The 25,283-nt window shown below is 57.6% G+C and carries 21 protein-coding genes; 13 read left to right on the top strand and 8 right to left on the bottom strand.

Annotation, left to right across the window (positions count from 1 at the left end; translation table 11 throughout):
- The first annotated feature begins 125 nt into the window (after positions 1–125).
- Complete coding sequence (locus RHM56_RS07510; protein ID WP_322240071.1) at positions 126–512, top strand: fe2+ zn2+ uptake regulation protein; 387 nt, start codon at positions 126–128, stop codon at positions 510–512.
- Here the strand turns inward: RHM56_RS07510 and RHM56_RS07505 are convergent.
- Positions 509–697 carry a hypothetical protein gene (locus RHM56_RS07505; RefSeq protein ID WP_322240069.1) on the bottom strand — a complete coding sequence of 63 codons (189 nt, stop codon included), beginning with the start codon at positions 695–697 and terminating at the stop codon, positions 509–511. The genes RHM56_RS07510 and RHM56_RS07505 overlap by 4 nt on opposite strands.
- Before the next feature lie 118 nt (positions 698–815).
- Here RHM56_RS07505 and RHM56_RS07500 point away from each other — a divergent pair, with 118 nt between their 5' ends.
- On the top strand, positions 816–950 hold the full coding sequence (locus RHM56_RS07500; RefSeq protein ID WP_322240067.1) for a hypothetical protein: 135 nt from the start codon (positions 816–818) through the stop codon (positions 948–950).
- Between the two features lie 85 nt (positions 951–1,035).
- On the opposite strand, the gene RHM56_RS07495 is transcribed toward RHM56_RS07500, so the two are convergent.
- Positions 1,036–1,941, bottom strand: a complete 906-nt coding sequence (locus RHM56_RS07495) for a LysR family transcriptional regulator (protein WP_322240065.1) — start codon at positions 1,939–1,941, stop codon at positions 1,036–1,038.
- A 113-nt stretch (positions 1,942–2,054) separates the two neighbouring features.
- Between RHM56_RS07495 and RHM56_RS07490 the strand changes: the two genes are divergently transcribed.
- Positions 2,055–3,050 (top strand): aldo/keto reductase, encoded by a 996-nt coding sequence (locus RHM56_RS07490; protein WP_322240063.1) that lies wholly within the window; start codon positions 2,055–2,057, stop codon positions 3,048–3,050.
- 147 nt (positions 3,051–3,197) lie between these two features.
- On the opposite strand, the gene RHM56_RS07485 is transcribed toward RHM56_RS07490, so the two are convergent.
- The 3 genes from RHM56_RS07485 to RHM56_RS07475 all read right to left on the bottom strand — a co-directional run bounded on the left by RHM56_RS07485 (position 3,198) and on the right by RHM56_RS07475 (position 9,301).
- Positions 3,198–6,878, bottom strand: a complete 3,681-nt coding sequence (locus RHM56_RS07485) for a translocation/assembly module TamB domain-containing protein (protein ID WP_322240061.1) — start codon at positions 6,876–6,878, stop codon at positions 3,198–3,200.
- Positions 6,875–8,602 (bottom strand): autotransporter assembly complex family protein, encoded by a 1,728-nt coding sequence (locus RHM56_RS07480; protein ID WP_322240059.1) that lies wholly within the window; start codon positions 8,600–8,602, stop codon positions 6,875–6,877. The genes RHM56_RS07485 and RHM56_RS07480 overlap by 4 nt, the downstream gene beginning before the upstream one ends.
- A gap of 63 nt (positions 8,603–8,665) precedes the next feature.
- Positions 8,666–9,301 (bottom strand): GNAT family N-acetyltransferase, encoded by a 636-nt coding sequence (locus RHM56_RS07475; protein ID WP_322240057.1) that lies wholly within the window; start codon positions 9,299–9,301, stop codon positions 8,666–8,668.
- Between the two features lie 311 nt (positions 9,302–9,612).
- On the opposite strand from RHM56_RS07475, the gene xthA reads away from it, so the two are divergent.
- Together xthA and RHM56_RS07465 are read left to right on the top strand one after the other, a co-directional pair.
- On the top strand, positions 9,613–10,425 hold the full coding sequence (gene xthA, locus RHM56_RS07470) for an exodeoxyribonuclease III (protein WP_322240055.1): 813 nt from the start codon (positions 9,613–9,615) through the stop codon (positions 10,423–10,425).
- Between the two features lie 166 nt (positions 10,426–10,591).
- Positions 10,592–11,908 (top strand): phosphate ABC transporter substrate-binding/OmpA family protein, encoded by a 1,317-nt coding sequence (locus RHM56_RS07465; RefSeq protein ID WP_322240053.1) that lies wholly within the window; start codon positions 10,592–10,594, stop codon positions 11,906–11,908.
- A gap of 92 nt (positions 11,909–12,000) precedes the next feature.
- Here RHM56_RS07465 and RHM56_RS07460 read toward each other — a convergent pair whose 3' ends face one another.
- Positions 12,001–13,215, bottom strand: coding sequence for an acyl-CoA dehydrogenase (locus RHM56_RS07460; protein ID WP_322240051.1), 1,215 nt, complete (start codon positions 13,213–13,215; stop codon positions 12,001–12,003).
- 156 nt (positions 13,216–13,371) lie between these two features.
- Between RHM56_RS07460 and RHM56_RS07455 the strand changes: the two genes are divergently transcribed.
- From RHM56_RS07455 to RHM56_RS07445, 3 genes are all read left to right on the top strand, one after another.
- On the top strand, positions 13,372–14,337 hold the full coding sequence (locus RHM56_RS07455; protein WP_322240049.1) for a LysR family transcriptional regulator: 966 nt from the start codon (positions 13,372–13,374) through the stop codon (positions 14,335–14,337).
- 26 nt (positions 14,338–14,363) lie between these two features.
- On the top strand, positions 14,364–14,759 hold the full coding sequence (locus RHM56_RS07450; protein WP_322240047.1) for a MerR family DNA-binding transcriptional regulator: 396 nt from the start codon (positions 14,364–14,366) through the stop codon (positions 14,757–14,759).
- Between the two features lie 96 nt (positions 14,760–14,855).
- Positions 14,856–15,752 carry a hydroxymethylglutaryl-CoA lyase gene (locus tag RHM56_RS07445; protein WP_322240045.1) on the top strand — a complete coding sequence of 299 codons (897 nt, stop codon included), beginning with the start codon at positions 14,856–14,858 and terminating at the stop codon, positions 15,750–15,752.
- A 594-nt stretch (positions 15,753–16,346) separates the two neighbouring features.
- Here RHM56_RS07445 and RHM56_RS07440 read toward each other — a convergent pair.
- Complete coding sequence (locus RHM56_RS07440) at positions 16,347–18,029, bottom strand: AMP-binding protein (RefSeq protein WP_322240043.1); 1,683 nt, start codon at positions 18,027–18,029, stop codon at positions 16,347–16,349.
- A gap of 206 nt (positions 18,030–18,235) precedes the next feature.
- Here RHM56_RS07440 and RHM56_RS07435 point away from each other — a divergent pair, with 206 nt between their 5' ends.
- From RHM56_RS07435 to RHM56_RS07420, 4 genes are read left to right on the top strand one after another with little or no spacing between them, the layout of a single operon-like run.
- The gene (locus RHM56_RS07435) at positions 18,236–19,399 is read left to right on the top strand and encodes an isovaleryl-CoA dehydrogenase (RefSeq protein WP_322240041.1); all 1,164 of its coding nucleotides are present in this window, start codon (positions 18,236–18,238) and stop codon (positions 19,397–19,399) included.
- A gap of 11 nt (positions 19,400–19,410) precedes the next feature.
- Positions 19,411–21,018, top strand: coding sequence for a carboxyl transferase domain-containing protein (locus tag RHM56_RS07430; protein ID WP_322240039.1), 1,608 nt, complete (start codon positions 19,411–19,413; stop codon positions 21,016–21,018).
- Positions 21,019–21,057: 39 nt separating this feature from the next.
- Positions 21,058–21,876: a gamma-carboxygeranoyl-CoA hydratase gene (locus tag RHM56_RS07425; RefSeq protein ID WP_322240037.1), complete on the top strand. Its 819-nt coding sequence runs from the start codon at positions 21,058–21,060 to the stop codon at positions 21,874–21,876.
- Positions 21,873–23,813, top strand: coding sequence for an acetyl/propionyl/methylcrotonyl-CoA carboxylase subunit alpha (locus RHM56_RS07420; RefSeq protein ID WP_322240035.1), 1,941 nt, complete (start codon positions 21,873–21,875; stop codon positions 23,811–23,813). Before RHM56_RS07425 ends, RHM56_RS07420 begins: the two co-directional genes overlap by 4 nt.
- A 57-nt stretch (positions 23,814–23,870) precedes the next feature.
- Here the strand turns inward: RHM56_RS07420 and RHM56_RS07415 are convergent, their stop codons facing one another.
- Entirely contained in the window at positions 23,871–24,527 is a 657-nt protein-coding gene (locus tag RHM56_RS07415) for a LexA family transcriptional regulator (RefSeq protein ID WP_322240033.1), read from the bottom strand.
- A 130-nt stretch (positions 24,528–24,657) separates the two neighbouring features.
- Here RHM56_RS07415 and RHM56_RS07410 point away from each other — a divergent pair, with 130 nt between their 5' ends.
- Complete coding sequence (locus RHM56_RS07410) at positions 24,658–25,023, top strand: DUF6124 family protein (RefSeq protein WP_322240031.1); 366 nt, start codon at positions 24,658–24,660, stop codon at positions 25,021–25,023.
- Positions 25,024–25,283 lie beyond the last annotated feature (260 nt).

Here is a 25,283-nt window from a genome sequence, read left to right as displayed (position 1 = left end):
CAATTGAGAGTCATTCACGACAAAATTTCTACATTTGAATGTTCATGATTTACGCCGCTCATTCGTCTAGTTACATAAGAGCGCTTTTTTATTTTCCTGATCAGGCTCTGAAAAGGAGTTTTTGCATGCAAAACCCGCAACTGCCAACGGATGGCCACCCACCGCATCGCGACACCGCTTTTCAGCCCGATCCTGGGCTACTGGAAGCGCTTGCGCCGTTGCAAGGTAATGAACGGATCCGCCACTTGCTCAAATGCTTTGGGCTGCGTACCAGCCTGGTGCGACTCAAGGTCATTGATGCGCTGGTGACAGCCGCTGGAAATGATCGCCGATTGGGCGTGCGCGGCATGCACAGCCATTTGCTGGCCCTGGACATTCCGCTGTCATTTCTGAGTGTGCGCGAGGTACTCAAACGCCTGTGCAGTGAAGGCGTGGTGGTGCTCAACAGCGATAAAAGCTACAGCCTGCATCCACAGGCTGAAGCCGTGCTGATGGGCAAAATCGAGGCTTAAAGCTTGGTCTTGCGGCGCATGATGCCATTGATCACGACCACCACTACCGCCACGCCAATGGCGATGTACTGGAAGGTTTTTTCGGTGATAGTGCCAGTGTTTTGCAAGTACGAAAGACCAAACATGATGCCCAGTACCACCACGGCGATCAGAATCGAATATGCCAAACGTTGCTTAGGAGTCATTACCTGTTCCTGAAAAAATAGGTTTGATTGATGGAGATGAATTGAAACAAACAGGGTCTCATCTTACAGCCGGGGAAGCTTTTTAGCTGCCACCAGCTCTAACCATGAGGATTTACACATGTTACGTCGGGTCACACGGCTGGTTCCGCTGTTGCTCATCCTGGCCATGAGCGGATGCGTGTTTTTTCCTGGCCATGGATGGCATCACGATCACCGCTACTACGATGGCGGCCCTGGGTATTACCACCGCTAAGCCTGCACTCCTGTAAGAGCGAGCGTGCTTCGCGATCTTTTGATCGTTTAAAAGATCGCGAGGCAAGCTCGCTCCTAGCGTTCGTTTAACGCGTAAAACCGCTGTCGGGCCGGCTGCACAAGTCCACCAGCCAATCGACAAACACCCGCACTCGCGGCGACAGTTGCCGATGCGGCGGGTACAGAGCCGTCAATGCCAGACGCGGCGGCAGGCAATCGTTCAACACCTCTTGCAAAAGCCCTTCGCGCACCTGTTGCTGCACGTGATAACACGGTATTTGCACCAGCCCGTAACCCGCAGTACAGGCCGCCAGATACCCTTCCGCGCTGTTGACCGACACCTGTTTAGGCAAGTTGATCAATCGCACTTCATCCCCTATCTGAAACTCCAGTCCGTAGCGCTTGCCTGAAGCGCTGGAAAAATATTCGACCATCTGATGCCCGCTCAACGCGTCAAGCGATTGCGGCGCGCCGTGCCTGTGCACGTAACCGGGGCTGGCGCACGTCATCTGATCCATCAGCACCAAGGGCCGCGCCACCAGCGAGTCATCCAGGGTCAACCCGCCGCGAATCACACAATCCACCCCCTCGCGAATCAAGTCCACAGGTCGATCATTAAGGCCGATTTCCAGCTCAATCAGCGGGTAACGCCGGGTGAACGCCTGCAACGCAGGGAACACCACCAAACGTCCTACCGCTGCTGGCATCTCGACCCGCAGTGTGCCCTTGGGCTGACTGCCCCGGAACAAGCCCTCGGACTCTTCAAGGTCAGACAACAGCCGCACGCAGCGCTGGTAATAGGCCGCACCATCCAGCGTCGGGCTCACCTGCCGTGTGGTGCGATGCAACAACTGCACACCCAGATGCGCTTCCAGTTGTTTGATCAATACCGTCACCGATGCGCGGGGCATGTTCAGGCTGTCGGCCGCCTTGGCAAAACCACCCAGCTCGACAATGCGGGTGAAGACCCGCATCGCGTTGAATCGGTCCATGTCTCCCTCCTTATTGTTTAGAAAAAACGAACAGTGATAGCGTTTTTACCCGGTTTATCTTGCCGATGTCGAGGTCAACAATAGCGTCACCCCACCCTTCAGGAGCTCCACGCATGTACACCCGTCAACTGGGTCAAAACGGTCCGCAGGTCAGCGCTATCGGTTTGGGCTGCATGGGCATGACCGATTTCTACACCACCGGCAGCGACACCCGTGAAGCCGTGGCCACCTTGCACCGCGCGCTGGAACTAGGCATTAACCTGCTCGATACCGCTGACATGTACGGCCCGCATACCAACGAAGCCTTGATCGGCCAAGCCATTCGCGGCAAACGCGATCAAGTTTTCCTGGCCAGCAAATTCGGCATTGTGCGTGACCCGGCCAACCCTGCGGCCCGAGGCATCAGCGGCCGCCCCGAGTACATTCGCGAATCCATCGAAGGCAGCCTCAAGCGCCTTGGCGTCGAAACACTGGATCTGTATTACCAGCACCGCATGGACCCGAACGTGCCGATTGAAGAGACCGTGGGCGCGATGGCGGATCTGGTCAAGGCTGGCAAAGTTCGCTACCTGGGTCTCAGCGAAGCCTCGGCGGCCACACTGGAACGGGCGCACAACGTGCACCCCATCAGCGCGCTGCAAAGTGAATACTCGCTGTGGAGCCGTGACCCGGAAGACAACGGCTGCCTGGCCGCATGCCAACGCCTGGGCATCGCCTTTGTGCCCTACAGCCCACTGGGTCGGGGCTTTTTGACCGGAGCCCTGAAAAGCCCGGACGACTTTGCCGCAGACGATTTCCGACGCTTCAACCCGCGCTTTCAAGGCGACAACTTCGCGAAAAACCTGCTGTTGGTGAAACAGGTTCAGGCATTGGCCGCTGACAAAGGCGTGACCGCCGGGCAACTGGCGTTAGCCTGGGTGCTGCATCAAGGCGATGACCTGATTCCGATTCCGGGCACCAAACAGCGCAAGTACCTGGAAGAAAACGTCGCAGCGCTGGAGATCACACTCAGCAGTAGCGAGTTGGAAGCACTGACGGCGATCTTCCCGAGCAGCGCGGTATCGGGTTTGCGTTATACCGAAGAATCGATGAAACACCTTAATCGCTGAATTGACAGCAAGGAGCACGGCGCAAATCTTGTAGTCGCTGACGAGGTACGAAGGCTGCGATGCAGGCCGCAGGACCGCCGTCCAGGGTCGCTTCGCAACCCATCGCAGCCTTCGTGCCTCGTCAGCGACTACAGGGGGTGTTTTGCTTTAGAAATCCCGTTTATAGAAAATATCCAGCGAACTCGCCAAGCCACTCGCCACTTCGACATACACCCGCTTGCTCAGTTTGTATCGCAAGGCGATGGTGCTGGCCGGTTCAAACACGCCATACCCATAGCGCACGCTCAGCCGTTCGTTGATCTTGCCGCTGGCCACCACGGCGGTGCTATCGCCACTGCCTTCGGTGTCCAGTTCAAAATCCTTGAGCCCAAGGTGGTTGGCCAAGCTGGTGGTAATCCCCGAACTGCCCATCAACCCCAACCCCAGCGCTGCTTGCGCCAGCAGGTTGTCGTCTTCGCCAGTACCGGTCAGTGGACGCCCAAGAATCAAGTAGGACAACGCCTGTTCCTGACTCATGGCCGGCTCTGAGAAGACCTGCGTGGTCGGTTGCTCAGCGCTGCCCGTGAGGCGAATCCCGGCGATCACGTCGTCGGTCTTGCGAATGGCTTCGATGTCGAGGTACGGCTGATCAATCGGCCCGGCGAACAATAGCCGCGCCCGGCGAATGGTCAGCTTTTGGCCATAGGCGCGGTAACGGCCATTGTTCAGACGCAACTCGCCACGGGTGTCCATGTTGTTGCCGATGTGAACCTGGCCCGCCAAGTCTGCGTTCAGGCCAAAACCGGTGAAGGTCAGCAACTCTTGCCCCACCACCACGTTGATGTCCATGTCGATCACCATCGGCGGTGAACCCGACTCATCATCCGTTTGTTGCCCCACGATCACGGTGTCATCCGACACCTTGACGGTTGAAGGCGGCAGCTCGCGAACAGTGATTTCACCTTTGGGGACATTCACCGTGCCCGCGACCAACAGGGTGTTGTCCGGGTTGAGGGAGATTCTCAGGTCCGGGGCCACCTCCAGTTTGGCGTAGGGTTCAACGGTCACCGGCAAGCGATTGCCCTTGAGCAATACATTGACTGCCATCGCCTGGCCCCAGGCAACGTTGCCGCTGATACTGCCCTGCCCTTGCTTGCCGCTGGTCCAGCCACCATCGAGTTGCAGGGTTTCGCCCATGATGTGGGCTTTGAGCTGAAGGTTTTCAAAGCTGGTCGGCAGCTCTGGGCCGGAAATTTCACCGCCCGTGAGCGACACGTCACCTGTGATATGAGGCGCCACCAAACCGCCCGTGATCGAACCCGAACCATTCAATTGCCCGGTGAGTTTTTCAACCATCGGCGCAAACGGGCGAACCACCGATACATCCAGCCCGCTCAAGCGAAACTCACCGGTGATCGGCTTGTTCTTGGGCAGCGGGTTGATGCGTGCTGCCAACATCACCTGGCCCAGTTTTCCACCGTCAAAGTCGAACCGCGCATCGACCCGGCTAGGGGTCAGGTTGCTGGTCAATTTGAAGGCCTGATACGGGAAGTCAATCCACTGGCCTTTGTCTTTAATGCGCAAGGTGCCGCCGCTTGCATCCACGATGACCTGGCCTTTTGGCCCGCTGGCTGGCAAGTCGAGCACCATGTCAGCATTAAGTTGCCCTTGCCACTGAAAATCTTTAGGGAACCATTCCGCGAGGTTTTCAAGCGGGAACTGTTTAAGGTGCAAGCGCAGTTTCGGATCAGGCATCAAACGCTGGTCTTCAGTGCACAGACTGGCCGTGCCAGAAGCCCAGCATTGCGCCCCCAGGTTGATCCGGCCATCCGCCAAACGTTCGAGCCGTGCCGGGTTTTGCAGCACCCACGCCTGGCCACCAGCCTTGATGTCACCTTTGGACAGACGTCCGCGCCAGCTGTCTTTGTCAAGGCCGCCGTCCAGCGCCAGGTCCAGTTGCAACATTGGTCCTTGCAGTGCCACTTGCAGTTGTTGACGCTTGATATCGCCACTGCCACTGACTGTCAGCACGCCGAGCGGGGTATCACCGGCTTGAATCCCGCTGCCCTTGAGCTCGATACGACCCCGCTGGGCCGGGTCGAGGTTCGCGTCCAAGGTCAGGTTTTGCAGATGATTGTCGGCAAAGGCCAACTGCTGGCCTCGCAGCATCACCTTGCCTTGTGGCGCCTTGAGCGTGCCCGCCAGGTCGACCCGGCCGTTGAGTTGCCCACGCAGCTCTGGCCACAGTTGCCCCAGTCGCGGCATGTTCAGCTCAAGCTGAGCCTTGATTTGCTGCTGCAAGCTGGCGGTGCCGTTGATTCGGTTGTCCCCCAGACGAATGTCCAGCGCGCTGACCGTCCAGGCTTCGCCCTCGCCCACCGCCTTGGCCTGAAGCATGGCTGGCAAGCCACGCAGGCGGCCTTTGAGGTCGAGGTTGGCATCCAGTTTAAGGCGCTCGTTTTTGAACTCGCCGGTGCTGCGCAATGGACCCGCCAGCGTGCCCGGCAATTCGGCCACCCAATACGCAGGGTTGATCGCGCTGAGGTCCAGCGCCGTGTCCCAAGACACGCCATCGGCAAACTGCACATTGACGTGGCCGCGAGCTTTACCCTGGCCCGCGACCAATTCGAGTTGCGGCATGAAGATTTTTTCGAGGTCGCCACTGAACGGGCTGCTGACACTGAACGGCCCCGCCGGGCCGGTGAGGTCGGCCATGACGTTGCCCAGGTACTTACCGTCGGTGTAGGAGACTTCGCCGCTAAGCTTGCGCAAGTCGACGTCCGGTTTGGCAATCACCGGATACAGGTTGTGCCAGGGGAACTCCAGCCAGTCGATTTTGGCCTCGGCACTCAGCCCAGAATGCCAATCCACCTGACCGGACAACTTCACGTGCTGCTGCGCGTCAGTGCTCAGATCCAGCGCCGTGATTTGCGCGCCATTGGCATCCACCCGCCCTTTGAGCAACAGATTCACGGGGGCTTGTTCGGCAGGCAAACTGGCGCTGCCGTTCAGTTCATAACCGGCCTTGAGATCACCTTTGGCTGACAACACCAATTGGTTGAGCTGCAAGGTGTCAGGCAACTCGCTGCTAGCCTTGAACTGCGCGGAGGTGATGTTGACCTGCGCGGGAAGGTTCTCGGCCAAGGGCTCCAGCGCACCACTCAGGTGAGCGTCCAGGTAACCACTGCTGTCAGCGGTGAGGTTGAGCGTTGTCCGCAGATTGCCGTCAACCTTGAGCGCCAGCGCCCACGGCTTGTTGTCTTGTGCAGGCAGGTTGACCGTGCCTTGCAAGGTCAGCGGCCAATCGCCATTGGGCTGCAACAGGCCAGACACGTCCACGCTCAGGTCTTCACGTTCAATCTGCACGGAGTCGATCTGCAACCCTTTGGCCGTCCACTGCGCGGCCATCTGCAGGCCCTTGAGCTGCTCAATGCCGTTGAACAGCACGTTGCCGACCTTGATCACCCCCACTTCAATCGCCAGCGGCAATTTGAGATCAGGCAAGCTGACCGGCCCGCTGCTGCTGTCTTCACTCGGTGGCAATTGCAGACTGACCTGATCCGCCTGCAACTGATCGATGCACAGCGTCATGCGCATCAGGCACGTCGGCGACCAGGCAAAAATCGGCCGGCTCACTTCGACACGGCTGGTGCCTTGCTCCCACAACAGGTGATCGGCACTCCACTGCGCGCCCAGGCGCCCGGCAAAGTTGTCCACTTTCAAACCGGGGACTTGATCCAGCGCCCAGCGGCTGCCCGCTTGCGTACCCACAATCACACCGACACTGACGATCACCAGCAGCACCAACGCCAACAGCACCAGGCCCGCTATTTTCAAACCACGAATCACAGTTCAGGCCCCATCGAGAAGTGCAAACGAACACCGCCATCGTCATCCAGCGCATGGGCCAGGTCGAGGCGTATTGGACCAATCGGCGAGATCCAGCGAATGCCCACGCCGACCCCGGTTTTCAAGCTCGGAAAGTCCAGCGTGTTAAACGCGTTGCCTTGGTCGACAAAGGTCGCCCAGCGCCACTTTTCAGCAAACTGATATTGATATTCGAGGCTGCCTGCCAACAGGTAGCGCCCGCCGATTCGATCACCGTCCGAGTTTTCCGGCGACAGGGTCTGGTAGTCATAACCCCGCACGCTTTGGTCGCCACCCGCGAAGAAGCGCAACGACGGCGGGATGGATTTGTAACCGTTGGTGGCGCTGCCGCCAAACTCGATACGGCCTAAAAAGCGGTGTTTGTCCCACAGCGTTTTCAGCGCTTTGAATTTCACATCGCCATGCAGCAGGTTGGTATCGGACATCAAGCCCTGTTTGGCCACCTGGGCTTCGAACGCCACGCTATAGCCATGGCTGGGGTCAATGCGGTTATCGCTGCGCAGTACCGAATAACTCACACCCGGCATCAGCAAGGTGCTCAAGCCCGAGTCATCGCCCAAGCGATATTCTTCGTGTTGCCACTTGAGCGACACCACCCGCGTCCAGCCGTTGTCCAGTTTGCTGTGCCATTCGGGGCCGACGGTGAGCAGCTTGCTCAAGGTGTCGGTATTGGCAATTTCTTCGTATTGATAACCGGCGGCAAAACGCAGTTTGTCGGTCAGGGGTCGATCCAGCGGGATGTCGTACCAGGCCCCGACGTTTTGCTTGGGCTGGGAAATTTCGGATTCAAAACCGTAACTGTCGCCGCGCGGGTTGTCCCAATGGCGGGTCCAGCTGGCTTTACCCCGCGGGCCGGTGTCGGTTGAATAACCAAGGCCCAGGGTCATGGTGCGCGGCTTGCGGGTTTCAAGGTCAACGTCCACCGGGATCACCTGCCCCACAGCCGTACTCGGCGCAGCATCCACTCGCACGGTCTCGAAATAGCCGCTCGATTGCAGGTTTTGATTCAGTTCTGCGACCAGTTCAGAGTCGTACGGGGTGTCTGGCTTAAAGGGCACCATTCGGTCCAAAAGGGTTTGGTCGAAAGGCGCGTCACCGGCAAAACTGACTTTGCCAAGCGAGTAACGCGGGCCGCTTTGGTAAATCAGATTGATGTCGGCATACCCGCCTTTAGGGTCGACCAACAGTTCGTGCTTGAGAAACGTGCCATTGAAAAAGCCGTAGCGCAGGGCTCGGTTTTGAATCAGGCGCTTGGCGTCTTCGTAGTTGCCCTGATTGAGTACAGCGCCCGGCTTCAGATCATCACTGGTCGGGATTTGAAAGGCTTTGAGTGAGGCGGCCGGGCCTTCAACACGCACCGTAACGTTACGCAGATGCACCGGCTCGCCGGGATCAATGCTCAACACCAGCCGCGGCAGATCGCCAGCCGTCACTTCGGCTTCAATTTTGGGTTGGTAGTAGCCCAAGGCCTGGGAGGCTTTAAGGGCCTGCTCTTCGGCGCCTCGCTTGAAGCGCGACAACGCCGCTTCATCGCGATCACCGAGGCTGCCTATGTAGCCTTCCACGTTGGCCTTGAGGGCATCGTTTGCCGGTTTGACCTTGACCACCAGTTCGCTTTGGGCAAATGCCGCAAAGCTACTGATCAGCAGGACAACACCACTGGTAAATCTTCCTGGAAACTTCATAGGCGCGGATGCTATCACGGGCAGAGGTGGTCATAGCGCGCGCCAATGGGCAAAAACTTGCCCTTAAGCCGTTGCTGTTTGTAACACCTGTGGGTTGGCGTGGAAAAATACGTGCTCAACAACGGGTCCTATCGTGACTTCGCCAATTTGCACGTAGCCATGGCGTTTATAAAAAGCCTGGTAATTCGGGTTGCCGCTGTCGAGCACGACGCCTTCGGAATGTTCGTCCTGAGCGCACCAATTATGGACAGCTTCAAGCAACTGTTCACCATAGGACATTTCTGGAAAATCAGGGTGAATCGCCAGTAGCGGCAACATGTGAACAGCGTCGCCTGGCACACACGCCTGGATCGCCTGATGGTATTCAAGATAGCGCCGTGTACCCCGCAAGCCCGCGGTCAGGACCATGCGCAACTGCCACGCCCAGCTCTCGGTAATACCCAACCGGCGTTGCGGCGGCGCAATCAGCGCCACGCCAACCAGCCGATCATTGGCCAGTAACCCCAATGCAGGCAGGTCCTGGAAAAAATGCTGTTTGACCAGCGCCCGCACGGTGGCCCGAACCCGTTGCGCATACCCCCTGCGATGGGCCTCAAACACGTAACGAAATGTCGGGTCATGGTGGTAAGCCTGATACAGCAAAGAGCGCGCTTCTTTTGAATAGCCGCTGTCGAGCACTTGGATCTGGCAGGTGGGCATGTCCACAAATCTCCATGGCACCGCGTGGAGGGCGGCACTTGTAGTGAGTACGAGCCTGCAAGGGCCGCAACAGTTCCATCTAGTCGCACAGATCCTACGTTAGCAGTGCTTTTGCCCCTCTGCACGCTGGCCGCCAAGCCGCTGTACGAAATGTATCTGCGCTCGGTTATGCGGCGTTGAAAACAGGCTCGAAATACTCATTTACAACCCGTAAACTCCGCTTTCTCGCCTGTTTTCGCCTTGCCTAACCTTCGCTCGAAAACATTTCGTACAGCGCCTAACATCGCCCTTTTACTCAGGACTGCCTGCCCATGAAAATCGTTTCATTCAACATTAATGGCCTGCGCGCTCGGCCGCATCAGCTGGCAGCGCTGATCGAAAAACACCAGCCCGACGTCATCGGCCTGCAAGAAACCAAAGTCCATGACGATCAGTTCCCCATCGCGGACATTGAAGCACTGGGCTATCACGTGCATTTTCATGGCCAAAAAGGCCATTACGGCGTTGCCCTGCTCTCGCGCAAACCGCCGCTGCAATTGCACAAAGGCTTTGCCAGCGATGAAGAAGACGCGCAACGGCGCTTTATATGGGGCACGTTCGCTGACGAAAATGACCAGCCGGTGACCATCATGAATGGTTACTTTCCACAGGGTGAAAGCCGCGACCATCCAACCAAATTTCCAGCCAAACAGCGCTTTTACAGCGATTTGCAGCACTTGCTTGAAAGTCAGTTCAGCAACGAACAACCGCTGGTGGTGATGGGCGACATTAATATCTCCCCGCAAGACTGCGACATCGGCATTGGCCCGGACAACGCCAAGCGCTGGCTGAAAACCGGCAAGTGCAGCTTTCTGCCGGAAGAACGTGAATGGCTGGAGCGCCTCAAGAACTGGGGCCTGGTCGACAGCTTCCGCTACCTGCACCCAGAAGTGGCCGACCGCTTCAGCTGGTTCGACTACCGCAGCCGCGGTTTTGAAGATGAGCCCAAGCGCGGACTGCGTATTGACGTGATTCTGACCTCCCAAGGCCTGGTGCCACGGATCAAGGCTGCGGGCGTTGACTACGAGTTGCGTGCCATGGAAAAACCGTCTGACCATGCGCCGATCTGGTTGGAATTGAGCTGATCTAGAGCGTAGGAACGAGCTTGCCTCGCGATCTTTTAACGGTTCAAAAGATCGCGAGGCAAGCTCGCTCCTACAGATTCGGGGTAGCCCCCTCCCGCGTCATGGTATTGAAACGTTTCTGACTTAAATTGCTGGCACTTCTATGGCTCCAGGAAGGTGCCCGTTAATGCTGCGTTTTAAGTCACTGATTCTGTTGTGTGCAATCACGCACCTGGCCTTTGCCGGGCCTGTCGCTGACTTACGCATTCAGGGTTCCAACACCATCGGCGCCAACCTCGGCCCCGCACTGGTGGCAGCCATGCTGGCTGAGCAAGGTTTTCACAATATTCACAGCGTGCCGGTCACCCCGCCCAACGAGTACAGCATTGTCGCCACCAAGACCTTGGGCCAGCAGATCCGTGTGGATGTGTCAGCTCACGGCTCAGGCACAGGTTTCAGTACGCTCAAAGCCGGACACGCCGACTTGGTGGCGTCGTCGCGGCCGATCAAGGACCGCGAACTGGTCGAACTCGAAGCCCTCGGCGATCTGAAAAGCCCTGAAGCAGAACAGGTGATCGCTATCGACGGGCTGGCAATTATTGTGCACCCGCAAAACCCGCTGAATCAGCTCAACACCGAGCAATTGGCCAAGGTGTTCAATGGTGAGATCAGCACGTGGGAAGCGCTGGGCGGTGTCGGCGGCACGATTAATTTGTATGCCCGCGATAACCAGTCGGGGACTTGGGACACGTTTAAAGAGTTGGTACTGAGCCGTGCCACACGCCCACTGAGCGGCACGGCATTGCGTTTTGAGTCCAGCGAGGCGTTATCAGACGCCGTCAGCAAAGACCCGCACGCCATCGGCTTCATCGGCCTGCCTTACATTCGCGCCGCCAAAGCGCTGGCCATTGTCGATGGCGCGTCGCAGCCTATGCTGCCGCTCAACAGCCTGATTGCCAGCGAAGACTACCCATTGTCGCGGCGCCTGTTCTTTTACCTGCCGCCCACCAGTCAGAATCCGCTGGCCAAGGCCCTGGTGACGTTCACCCAAAGCGCCAAGGGCCAGGCCATCGTTGCGCAAAACGGTTTTATCGCGCAAACCGTTCAGGCCAGCCACGTGCAGCCCGGCGCGCACATGCCCGAGGACTATCAGGCCCTGACAACCCAGGCGCAGCGCTTGTCGGTCAATTTTCGTTTTGAAGAAGGCAGCGCCACGCTCGACAACAAGGCACGTCAGGATTTGTTGCGGGTGATCCATTATTTAAAGGCGCACAACAAACTTAACAAGCAGGTCACGCTGGTGGGCTTTGGTGATGCAAAGGACGATTCGGAGCGCGCACAGTTGCTGTCAAAACTCAGGGCAATGACCGTGCGCCGAGAGCTGGTAAAAAGCGGCGTGGTGCTGCGCGAGATTCGTGGTTATGGAGCGCAAATGCCGGTGGCGACCAACACCGAAGACGAAGGCCGGGTGAAGAATCGCCGGGTTGAAGTGTGGGTGTACTGATAAAAAATACAACTAATGTGGGAGCTGGCTTGCCAGCGATTGGACCGTAGCGCCTGCATCGCTGGCAAGCCAGACTCCCACATGAAATGTGTTTACCCGGCAGTTTTAGCGTACTTATCCAATTCGAACTTGCCGACTGCCGCCCGGTGTACTTCGTCCGGGCCATCAGCCAGGCGCAAGGTGCGCTGCATGGCGTACATGTAGGCCAGTGGGAAATCACCCGAAACCCCTGCTCCGCCATGGATCTGAATTGCCCGATCAATCACGTTCAACGCTACGTTGGGGGCGATGACTTTGATCTGTGCGATCTCGCTTTTTGCCACCTTGTTACCGACCGTGTCCATCATGTAGGCCGCTTTCAAGGTCAGCAGACGTGCCATGTCGATCTCCATCCGTGAATCGGCGATTTTGTCGACATTGCCCCCCAGCCGCGCCAGCGGTTTACCAAACGCTGTGCGCGTCAACGAACGTTGGCACATCAGTTCCAGGGCGCGCTCGGCCATGCCGATTGAGCGCATGCAGTGGTGAATACGCCCCGGCCCCAAGCGGCCCTGCGCAATCTCAAACCCCCGACCTTCGCCAAGCAAGACGTTCTCATACGGCACTCGTACATTGTCGAACAGCACTTCAGCGTGCCCATGGGGCGCATCGTCGTAACCGAACACGGGCAGCGGGCGGACGATTTTCACTCCCGCCGTGTCGACCGGCACCAGGATCATCGAATGCTGTTGATGGCGCGCATTGTCTGGATTGCTCAGCCCCATGAAAATCAGGATTTTGCAGCGCGGGTCACAGGCACCGGACGTCCACCACTTGCGGCCATTGATCACCCACTCATCGCCGTCACGCACGGCGCGGGCGTCCATGTTGGTCGCATCGGACGAGGCCACATCGGGCTCAGTCATGGCGAACGCCGAGCGTATTTCGCCGCGCAATAACGGCTCAAGCCATTGCTGCTTTTGCTGCGGGTTGGCGTAACGCACCAGCACTTCCATGTTGCCGGTGTCGGGGGCCGAACAGTTGAACGGCTCGGATCCCAGCATCGAACGGCCCATGATCTCGGCCAAGGGCGCGTATTCCAGGTTGGTCAACCCGGCACCCAGTTCAGACTCGGGCAAAAACAGGTTCCACAGGCCTTCAGCCTGGGCCTTGAGTTTCAGCTCTTCCATGATCGCGGTCGGCTGCCAGCGATCACCTTCTGCCACTTGTTGATCGAAAATCGCCTCCGCCGGATAGACATAAGCCTCCATAAACGCAGTGACGCGTTCGCGCAGCGCCTGAACTTTCGGGGAGTATGCGAAATCCATGAGTGGCTACCTTTTAGCGTGAATGTGAGTCGGTGATGGCGTGATGCTAGATCAGCCACTCATCATTTGCGCTGTCTATTTACAGTGTGTATTACCATTCATAAGCAATATATGATTCACCCGCTGCCTTACCGCCAACAACAAGAGCCACGCGCCATGAACCTGAATAAGGTCGACCTCAATCTGTTTGTCGTCTTCGACGCCATTTACACCGAAGCCAACCTGACCCGTGCCGGACAGATCATCGGTATCACTCAGCCTGCGGTGTCCAATGCACTGGCCCGGTTGCGCGAAAGCTTCAACGACCCGTTGTTCGTGCGCACCGCCCAAGGCATGGTGCCCACGCCCATGGCACAAAACATCATCAGCCCGGTGCGCAGCGCCTTGGCTTTGTTGCGGGTGTCGGTACAAGAAAGCCGCACATTCAACCCGCTGCAAGCCAACAAGACATTTCGCATCAGCATGACCGACCTCACAGAAGCGGTGATTCTGCCGCCGCTGTTTCAGCGCCTGCGCCGTCATGCACCCGCAGTGGTGATTGAGAGTTTTTTGTCCCATCGCCGTGAGACCACCAGCGACCTGGCAGCAGGACGCCTGGATTTCGCCGTCGATGCGCCGCTCAATACCGATGCCCAGGTGCGTCACGTCAAATTGATGGAAGACCGTTATGTGTGCGCCATGCGCCAGGGCCATCCATTGGCCGGCAAGGCCGCGATCAGTCTGGATGAGTATCTGGGCTTAACCCACATTCATATCTCGACCCGCCGCAACGGCCTCGGCCAGGTGGATCTGGCGCTGGGCAAAATCGGCTTGCAGCGCAAAATTACCCTGCGTTCACAGCACTACTTGATGGCGTCGAATGTGTTGCAGCAAACAGACATGGTGATGACCGTGCCTGAGCGTTTTGCCCGGCGCCATAGCCTGCACTTTGTGCCGTTGCCTATCAGTGAGTTGCCGAACGTGGAAACCCATCTGTACTGGCACGAAAGCACCGAGCAAGACCCCGCCAACCGCTGGATGCGCGAGCAATTGATCGAGGTGTGCCAGCAGCAACTGGCGCTTGAAAAAAAAGCCGCGGCGCAACGCTTGCTTGACGTAAACGTCAACCAGCCATTAGCTTAACGGCATGGTCCTTTAAGAGCGTGCCCATGAGCAGCCAGACGTACAGCATTTCCGATCTTGCCCGTGAACTCGACATCACCACCCGCGCCATCCGCTTCTATGAAGAGCAAGGCCTGCTCTCCCCCGAGCGCCGTGGCCAGGAGCGGGTGTATTCGGCACGGGACAAGGTCAGCCTGAAGCTGATTCTGCGCGGCAAACGCATCGGTTTTTCGTTGGCCGAATGCCGCGAACTGATTGAGCTTTACGACCCGAGCAGCGGCAACCAGAAACAGTTGAACAGCATGCTGGGCAAAATAGCCGAACGTCGTCAGCAGCTTGAACAGCAGCTTTTGGATATTCAGCAGATGCAACTTGAGCTCGATACCGCCGAAGAGCGCTGTATTCAGGCGCTTGAACACACCATAAAAAGTCAGACGGCCTGAATCCTGAATCCTGTAGGAGCGAGCTTGCCTCGCGATCTTTCAAAGATCAAAAGCTCGCTCCTACAGGGATCATCCACATTGAACCGGTGAATCCCCATGACACTTCCTGCCCATGTGCGCCTGATTGAAGTCGGCCCGCGCGACGGTCTGCAAAATGAAGCCCAGCCCATCAGCGTCGCCGACAAGGTGCAGTTGGTGAACGCCCTGACCGATGCAGGCCTGGGCTATATCGAAGTCGGCAGTTTTGTGTCGCCTAAATGGGTGCCGCAAATGGCCGGTTCCGCCGAGGTGTTCGCCCAGATCCAGCACAAGCCGGGTGTGGTTTATGGGGCATTGACGCCCAATATGCGCGGCTTTGAAGACGCCGTCGCGGCCGGGGTTAAAGAAGTGGCCGTGTTCGCCGCCGCCTCCCAAGCGTTTTCGCAGCGCAACATCAACTGTTCGATCAGTGAAAGCCTGGAACGCTTTGTGCCCATCATGGAGTCCGCCAGGCAACACGGCATCAGCGTGCGCGGCTATGTGTCCTGTGTGCTGGGCTGCCCGTACGAAGGCCAAGTGTCGGCGCAACAAGTTGCCGCCGTGGCCAAAGAGCTATACGCCATGGGCTGTTACGAAGTGTCTCTGGGCGACACCATCGGCACCGGCACGCCTTCGGCAACCCGCGCCATGTTCGAAGCCGTCGGGGCTTATGTCCCCCGCGAAAAACTCGCCGGGCATTTCCATGACACCTATGGCCAGGCCATGGTCAACATCTACGCCAGCTTGCTCGAAGGTATCAATGTGTTCGACAGCTCGGTGGCAGGCCTGGGCGGCTGCCCGTATGCCAAGGGCGCCAGCGGCAACGTGGCCACCGAAGACGTGCTGTACATGCTCAATGGCATGGGCATTGAGACCGGGGTCGACATGGACAAACTGTTACTGGCAGGCGAACACATCTGCCGTGTGCTGGGGCGTGTTACCGGGTCTCGGGTCGCCAAGGCCCGCCAAGGTTAAAAAGTGTGCCTTTGTGTTACCGCACCCTCACACAAACGAGTAACACGGAAACAAACCGGCCCTCACCCAGGCCGGTTTTTTATTACCTATAAAACCAAGCCATTGATTTATAAAGACTTTTAAAAGTTGGCACGGCTCCTGCTATCTCTATGGCATAACAAGAATAAAAACCGCAGCAACATAATAAAAACAATACGAAACGACTCTGACATAACAAAAACAACACGGCAGAGACGCAGCTAACAGATTTTTTTGGAGAAGGTTTACTTTTCCGAGGAGCTTAAGAGCCACCTCGCAACCGGGCAGAGAAGAATAAAACTACCTTCAGGTAGCACCCGCACAGGTTGGATCACAGGTTTGATAGCCGGTGATAAAAGTGGATCAGCGCTCAAAAAAATACGTTTGCTCTTGATCCCGGATGGGGATCGCAAAAAAACGCAGAAAAGGGTGAGTTCCAAAAACAACAATAGACCGCCCTTCAATAATAAAAAAAGAGCAGTAACGACACATTAAAGGGGAGCCTCGGCTCCCCTTTGTGTTTTCCGGATTTCAAGCTATCGCTGTAGGAGCGAGCAAGCTCGCTCCTACAGGGCCTTAGACCTTTCTGATGTCCTGAATGCTGATCTCACGCATTTTGAATTTTTGGATCTTGCCGGTCACAGTCATCGGAAAAGCCTCAACAAACTTGAAGTGCCGAGGCGTTTTGAAATGCGCGACGCGTGACTTGCACCAGGCTTGCAACTCAAGCTCATTGGCGGTGTGGCCAGGATGAAACTTGATCCAGGCGACAATTTCTTCGCCATATTTTTCGTCGGGTATCCCCACGATCTGCACATCCGCCACCGCCGGGTGGGTAAAAAAGAACTCTTCTAGCTCTCGCGGGTAAATATTCTCGCCGCCACGAATAATCATGTCCTTGTTACGCCCGACGATCCGCACATAACCCTGTTCATTCATCTCGGCCAAGTCCCCCGTGTGCATCCAGCCTTCACTGTCGATGGCCTCGCGGCTCGCCTGCGGGTTGTTCCAGTAGCCGAGCATCACGCTGTAACCGCGGGTACACAGTTCACCTATCTCACCCCGCGCAACAATGTTGCCTTCGGCGTCGATCAGCTTGTTCTCGAGCTGAGGCTGGGTACGTCCTACCGTGGTGACACGTAATTCCAGATCATCATCAGGACCGGTCTGCATTGAGACCGGGCTGGTTTCGGTCATGCCGTAGGCAATTTGCACCTCACCCATGTGCATCTCGCTGATAACACGGCGCATCACTTCGATCGGGCACGTGGCGCCGGCCATGATCCCGGTGCGCAGGCTCGATAAGTCAAACCCGGCGCGTTGCGGGTGGTCGAGCATGGCGATAAACATGGTTGGCACGCCGTAAAGCCCCGTAGCCCGCTCTTCAGCGACCGCTTGCAGGGTCAGGCCCGGGTCAAAGGCTTCACTCGGATAAATCATCGTGGTGCCATGGGTCACGCAACCCAGGTTGCCCATCACCATGCCAAAGCAGTGATACAGCGGCACCGGAATGACCAGCCGATCCCTGGCCGTTAGCCCCAGACTTTCGCCGACCATGTAGCCATTGTTGAGAATGTTGCGATGGCTGAGGGTTGCGCCCTTGGGAAAGCCCGTGGTGCCAGAGGTGTATTGAATATTCACCGGCTGGTCAAAATTGAGACTGGCTTGTCGGGCGTCGAGTTGTTGAGGCTCAACCTCGTTGCCTAATGCCGTCAGTTGCGACCATGGAAAAAACCCTGCGGGCGGCTGCGCATCCAGACTGATAACCCCGCGCAAGGCGTCAAAACGTTCACTTTTCAATTGCCCTGCCGGCTGCTCGGTCAGTTCAGGAAGCAACGCCTGGAGCATGGCGTGATAGTTCGAGGTTTTGAACATGCTCGCGCTCACCAGCCACTGGCACGCGGACTGTTTAAGCACGTACTCAAGCTCGGACAATCGGTAAGCAGGGTTGATATTGACCAGGATCACGCCAATTTTCGCGCTGGCAAACTGGCAGATAAACCACTCGACACAGTTCGGCGCCCAAACCCCCAGCCGGTCACCCGTTTGCAACCCCAGCGCCAGCAGCGCCTTGGCGTGCAGGTCAACTGCCTGAGCCAATTGCGCCCAGGTGTAACGCTGTTGTTGATGGCGCACGACCAACGCCTCGCCCTCGGGGTAGCGGGCGGCGGCTTGATCAAAAGCCTGGCCAATGGTCATCGCCAGCAGCGGCTTGTCCAGCGCGCCCTGGCTGTAACTGGGAACGGATTGCGGCTTCATGACAACTCCTCTTGTGATTGTTTTGGGAGCATGGGGAAGACGCGCACTCACGCATTCCCTCTGTGCAGAATAGCAATTACTCTGAACCAAGTTGACGTTAACGTAAAGGTCATTGACAGCATTCATTGCCAAGTTTACGTTAACGTAAAGCTTACCCATGGCGATGCTGTTAACGCCGTTTATAAGAACAATGACCAAGGTGCCCCATGAGCTACCCGACTTTGAACTTCGCCTTGGGCGAAACCATCGACATGCTGCGCGACCAGGTGCAAGCCTTCGTTACCACTGAACTCGCGCCACGCGCAGCGCAAATCGACAAGGACAACCTGTTCCCGGCCGATATGTGGCGCAAATTCGGAGACATGGGGCTGCTCGGCATTACCGTGCCGGAAGAATACGGCGGCACCGGTCTGAGCTACCTGGCCCACGTGGTGGCAATGGAAGAAATCAGCCGCGGCTCAGCCTCGGTCGCGCTGTCCTACGGCGCCCACTCCAACTTGTGCGTCAACCAGATCAACCGCAACGGCAGCCACGCGCAAAAACTCAACTACCTGCCCAAGCTGATCAGCGGCGAACACGTCGGCGCCTTGGCCATGAGCGAACCCAACGCAGGTTCGGATGTGGTCTCGATGAAGCTGCGCGCCGACAAGCGCGGCGACCATTTTGTACTCAACGGCAGTAAAACCTGGATCACTAACGGCCCCGACGCCAGCACCTACGTGATCTACGCCAAGACCGATCTGGAAAAAGGCGCACACGGCATCAGCGCCTTTATCGTCGAGCGGGACTGGAAAGGCTTCAGCCGCAGCACTCACTTCGACAAGCTCGGCATGCGCGGCTCAAACACCTGCGAGCTGTTTTTCGACGACGTTGAAGTACCGGAAGAAAACGTGCTGGGCACGCTTAACGCGGGCGTGAAAGTCTTGATGAGCGGCCTTGATTACGAGCGCGTGGTGCTCTCGGGCGGCCCGACCGGGATCATGCAAGCGTGCATGGACCTGGTGGTGCCGTATATCCATGACCGCAAACAGTTCGGCCAAAGCATCGGCGAATTTCAGCTGATCCAGGGCAAGGTCGCAGACATGTACACCCAGCTCAACGCCAGCCGCGCCTACCTGTACGCCGTTGCGGCCGCCTGCGAACGCGGAGAAACCACCCGCAAAGATGCCGCTGGGGTGATTTTGTACAGCGCTGAACGTGCCACACAAATGGCCCTCGACGCCATCCAGATTCTGGGCGGTAACGGTTACATCAATGAATTCCCAGCTGGACGTCTGCTGCGTGACGCCAAGCTGTATGAAATCGGCGCGGGCACCAGCGAAATCCGCCGCATGTTGATTGGTCGCGAACTGTTTAACGAAACCCGCTGAGGAGCGCCCGTATGTCCATTTTGCATACGACCATCAACCCGCGCTCAGCGGAGTTCGCCACCAACCGCGACGCTATGCTCAAACAAGTCGATGCCCTGCACACCTTGCTTGAGCAAGTACAGCAAGGCGGCGGCGCCAAAGCGCAAGAGCGCCACACGTCGCGCGGCAAGTTGCTGCCCCGCGAACGGATTGATCGCTTGCTCGACAGCGGTTCGCCATTCCTGGAACTCAGTCAGTTGGCCGCTTATGGCGTGTACGGCGAAGACGTTCCGGCGGCCGGAATCATCGCCGGCATTGGTCGGGTGGAAGGGGTGGAATGCATGATTGTGGCCAACGATGCCACCGTCAAAGGCGGCTCTTACTACCCGCTGACGGTCAAAAAACACCTGCGTGCCCAGACGATTGCCGAGCAAAACCGCTTGCCGTGCATTTATCTGGTGGACTCGGGCGGCGCCAACCTGCCGCGTCAGGATGAAGTGTTTCCAGACCGCGAACACTTCGGTCGGATCTTCTTCAACCAGGCCAACATGAGCGCTGCCGGTATTCCACAAATCGCCGTGGTCATGGGCTCGTGCACCGCAGGCGGCGCCTATGTGCCAGCCATGGCCGACGAAGCGATCATGGTGCGTCAGCAAGCCACGATTTTCCTGGCCGGGCCGCCGCTGGTAAAAGCCGCCACCGGTGAAGTGGTCAGCGCAGAGGACCTGGGCGGTGCCGATGTGCACTGCAAGATCTCCGGCGTCGCCGACCATTACGCTGACAGTGACGAGCATGCCTTGGCGCTGGCCCGACGCAGCGTCGCCAACCTCAACTGGCGCAAGTTGGGTCAGTTGCAGCACCGCACGCCATTGGCGCCGCTCTACGCCAATGACGAGTTGTACGGCATCGTTCCGGCTGATGCAAAACAGCCATTTGATGTACGAGAAGTCATCGCGCGGCTGGTGGACGGTTCGGTTTTCGATGAGTTCAAAGCCTTGTTCGGCACCACGCTGGTCTGCGGCTTTGCGCATTTGCAGGGCTACCCGGTGGCGATTCTGGCCAACAACGGCATTTTGTTTGCCGAAGCGGCACAAAAAGGCGCGCACTTCATTGAACTGGCCTGCCAGCGCGGAATTCCTTTGGTGTTTTTGCAGAACATCACCGGTTTTATGGTTGGGCAAAAATACGAAGCCGGCGGCATCGCCAAGCATGGCGCCAAACTGGTCACTGCAGTGGCGTGCGCCAAGGTGCCTAAATTCACTGTGATCATCGGCGGCAGCTTTGGCGCAGGCAACTACGGCATGTGTGGTCGGGCCTACGATCCACGCTTTCTGTGGATGTGGCCAAACGCCCGAATCGGTGTGATGGGCGCCGAGCAGGCAGCCGGGGTGCTGGTACAGGTCAAGCGCGAGCAGGCTGAGCGTAACGGCCTGGTGTTCAGTCGTGAAGAAGAGGCGCACATCAAGCAGCCGATCCTCGATCAATACGAGCATCAGGGCCACCCCTACTACTCCAGCGCCCGCTTGTGGGATGACGGCGTGATTGATCCGGCACAAACCCGCGAGGTGTTGGCGCTGGGCTTGTCGGCGGCGTTGAACGCGCCCATCGAGGCCACGCGCTTTGGCGTGTTTCGCATGTAACCGCGCTTTTGCATGTACAGCCATTAAGGACTGACAGACATGAACGATTTCAACACCCTCGAACTGCATGCCGACCCCCGGGGTTTTGCCACCCTGTGGTTGAGTCGCGAGCAGAAGAACAATGCCTTTAACGCCGAAATGATCCGCGAACTGATCCTCGCGCTGGATGCGGTACAAAGCGATAGCAACCTGCGTTTTCTGCTGCTGCGCGGACGCGGCAAGCATTTCAGCGCCGGTGCAGACCTGGGCTGGATGCAGCAATCGGCCGAACTCGACTACAACACCAATCTGGATGACGCACGGCACTTAGCCGAGTTGATGTACAACCTGGCCAAGCTGAAAATCCCGACGCTGGCCGTGGTGCAAGGTGCTGCCTACGGCGGCGCGCTGGGCCTGATCAGCGCTTGCGACATGGCCATCGGGACCGAAGAGGCGCAGTTCTGTTTGTCTGAAGTGCGCATTGGCCTGACCCCCGCCGTGATCAGCCCCTTTGTGGTTCAAGCCATTGGCGAGCGCGCCGCACGCCGCTTTGCCTTGACCGCCGAACGTTTCAGCGGTGAACGCGCCCGTGAACTGGGGCTGCTGTCGGAATGTTATCCACTCGCTGAGCTTGAGCAACAGATCGAGCATTGGGTCGACAACCTGCTGCTCAACAGCCCGCAGGCCATGCGTGCCTGCAAAGACTTGCTGCGCGAAGTCAGTCACGGTGCGCCGACCCCGGCCATTCGCCGTTATTGCGAAAATGCCATAGCCCGGATTCGGGTCAGCGCCGAAGGCCAGGAAGGCTTGCGTGCCTTTCTGCAAAAACGCACCCCTGCCTGGCAAACACAAACGTCGACTCAGGAGCCGCGTTCATGAGCCCCCCTCTCATTACGTCTTTATTGGTGGCCAATCGTGGCGAAATTGCCTGCCGGGTCATGCGCACCGCCAAGGCTCTGGGCCTTACCACCGTTGCCGTGCACAGCAGCACTGACCGCGATGCGCGGCATTGCCGCGAAGCTGATATTTGTGTCGATCTTGGGGGCAGCAAAGCCGCCGACAGTTACCTGAAAATTGACAAGATTATCGCTGCCGCCCACGCCAGCGGCGCGCAGGCGATCCATCCGGGTTATGGCTTTTTGTCAGAAAATGCAGGCTTTGCGCGAGCCATTGAAGCCGCCGGGCTGATTTTTCTCGGCCCGCCCGCCTCCGCCATCGATGCCATGGGCAGCAAGTCTGCCGCCAAAACCTTGATGGAAACCGCGGGCGTGCCGCTGGTGCCGGGTTACCACGGCGAAGCGCAAGATGTAGAAACCTTTCGTGTCGCTGCTGAGCGTATCGGCTACCCGGTGTTGCTCAAAGCCACAGCGGGCGGCGGCGGCAAGGGCATGAAAGTGGTCGAGGATGTCAGCCAATTGGCCGAAGCCTTGGCGTCGGCTCAGCGTGAGGCGCTGTCGTCGTTTGGCGATGCGCGGATGCTGGTTGAAAAATACGTGCTCAAGCCTCGGCATGTCGAAATTCAGGTATTTGCCGACCAGCACGGCAATTGCCTGTACCTCAATGAACGCGACTGCTCGATTCAACGGCGTCACCAGAAAGTCGTTGAAGAAGCCCCAGCGCCCGGCCTGAGCGTCGAGCAACGTCGTGCGATGGGCGAATCAGCCGTACGCGCTGCGCAGGCCATCGGCTATGTCGGTGCGGGCACCGTGGAGTTCTTGCTCGATGCGCGGGGCGAATTCTTCTTTATGGAGATGAACACCCGCCTGCAAGTTGAACACCCCGTGACCGAAGCCATCACTGGTCTGGATCTGGTGGATTGGCAAATCCGTGTGGCACGTGGCGAAGCGTTGCCGATCACTCAAGCGCAAGTGCCATTACGCGGCCACGCGATAGAAGTTCGCCTGTATGCCGAAGACCCAAGCAACGATTTCCTGCCCCAAACCGGGCGGCTTGAGGTGTACCGCGAGTCTGCGGCAGGACCAGGGCGTCGGGTCGACAGCGGAGTCAGTGAAGGCGATGAAGTGTCACCGTTTTACGACCCGATGCTGGGCAAGCTGATTGCCTGGGGCGAAGACCGCGAGCAAGCCCGTCTGCGGTTGCTGGCCATGCTTGATGAGTTCGCCATTGGCGGTTTGAAGACCAACCTGAGCTTTCTGCGGCGAATTATCGGACATTCCGCCTTCGCGTCAGCCGAGCTGGATACCGGATTCATCCCGCGCTATCAGGCGCAGTTACTTCCACCCTCTCAGCCGTTGCCACGTGCATTTTGGGAGGCCGCCGCTCAAGCGTTCCGCCAAAGCCTGACACCGACGCAACGCATCGACGACCCGACATCGCCGTGGGCCACCCACTCGGGTTTTCGCAGTGGCCTGCCAGCCAAGACCTTGGTCGTCTTGAACGCTAACGGCGAACAACACGCGGTCAGTCTCGGTGCATCTGGGGCGACCTTGCACAACGAACAGTTGGTCATTGAAGAGCACGGCGTTCGCCGTCAGCATCTGGCCATTCGCCGCGCAGAGACGCTGTACCTGCGCTGGGACGGCGACATGCACAGCGTCAGCCTCCACGACCCGATTGCCGCTGTTGGCGCCAGCCACGGGCAACAGGGCGGCCTGAGCGCGCCCATGAATGGCAGCGTGGTACGGGTACTGGTGGCGGTCGGCCAGGAAGTCGACGCCGGCGCTCAATTGGTGGTGCTCGAAGCCATGAAGATGGAACACAGCTTGCGAGCGCCTCATGCCGGTGTGGTCAAAGCCTTGTTCTGCGAAGAAGGTGAAATGGTCAGTGAAGGGGCTATCCTGATCGAAATGGAATAAAAAAAGCGGGTACCGCTATCGGTACCCGCTTTTCTATGAGTCTGCGCAGCGTTGTGCTCAGAACTTTGTCGTGGCCTGTACGACCACACCAATAATCGAACAGCGCTCATCAAACAGGATTTTCGGATAGGTCGGGTTCAATGGCTTGAGGTAAAGCTGCCCGCTCTCTTCGTTCAACTGCCTGAACATCGCCTCGGCAGATTCAGGCGTGCGGGCAATCACCATTTTGCCCGGCTCGGGCTCAATGTCCGGGTCGACCAGAATCATCATCCCTTGCGGAACGCTGGTGCCCAGCGGCGCCGTCATTGCATCGCCTGTCACTTGCAACCAGAACGCTGCCCCCTTGGCGTAATGATCACTGACCTCAAACACGGTACCGGACTCATAGCCTGCGAGCGCTTTCTCATTGATCTGCCCCGCCACCGCCCAGTCACTGACCGGATAGCGGAAGGCTGACGTGATGTCGTAAGTGCAGTCGTCAATGACTGCGTCATTCGCCGCGGCATTGCGTTCGCGAATCACCAAGGCAACTTCCAGGTGCTCCAGCCCCAAGGCATGCAGCACTTTGTTCATTGTTGGCAAGTCGGGTTGACGGCGTTTATTAAGCCAATGCCCAACCCCCCCTTGGGAAGCTCCAACGCGCTCGGCGAGTTTTTCCTGGGTGAGTTTTAGCTCACGCAATTTGGTTCTGACTAAAGCAATCCATTTATCCATCTGCGGAACAATACGGATTGAAATCGAGGCAACAATACACATTCCGTATTATTTATATCTCTATCACAAATACTTATTGTACTAATCTGCTTGCGGCAGATCCGACTAATCTCAGAAACGCAGGTAAATCATGACTCCTATAACAAAAATCCCTCTGAATACCGAGCTCGATATTGAGCTCGAAGCCCTGAAAGATGACGCCGCAACCCAACGCGCACTTGACTATTATTTGAAACCAGCTGTTTCCCAACCCTCTCGCGAGAAGAAATTGTTCCTGGTGAGTAATGACTTGAGCGAGGAAGAAGCGTTGGTCAATGCATCCGATTACCTGCGATGCGGCTTGTCCATGACGCAAAGTGCAGCCGAGACCCATCAGGGTCAGCATCGAGATCAGTTTCTGGCCGTGGCGTTCTTTATCGAGTCCGCCAAGCAACTGCTGGACAGGGCTCTGGACATGCAGCAATTGCCTGCACGTAAAGATGCAAAAAAAGCTTGATTGAGCGCGTTACGACGCACGTGCACAACCAGCGTGCTAGAGGCGTCGCGAGAGAAATGGAAAATAAATTTCCAAAAAGCGAAGAAAAACATTTGACTTGCAAATGAGAATGATTAGTATTGCATGCAGCTGGTCGCGAGATCAGCCGATAACTCAAAGGACCTTAGGTCGGTCTTTCGAATTATCTCCTCATCAGGCTAATCACGGTTATTTGACCCGGCTTATCGCCGGGTCTTTTTTTTGTGGCCAGTTTTCTGGCT

Source organism: Pseudomonas sp. CCC3.1, assembly GCF_034347405.1.
Lineage (GTDB): Bacteria > Pseudomonadota > Gammaproteobacteria > Pseudomonadales > Pseudomonadaceae > Aquipseudomonas.
Note: the sequence above shows the minus strand (reverse complement) of the source record. Positions and strands in the feature narration are given on the sequence as shown.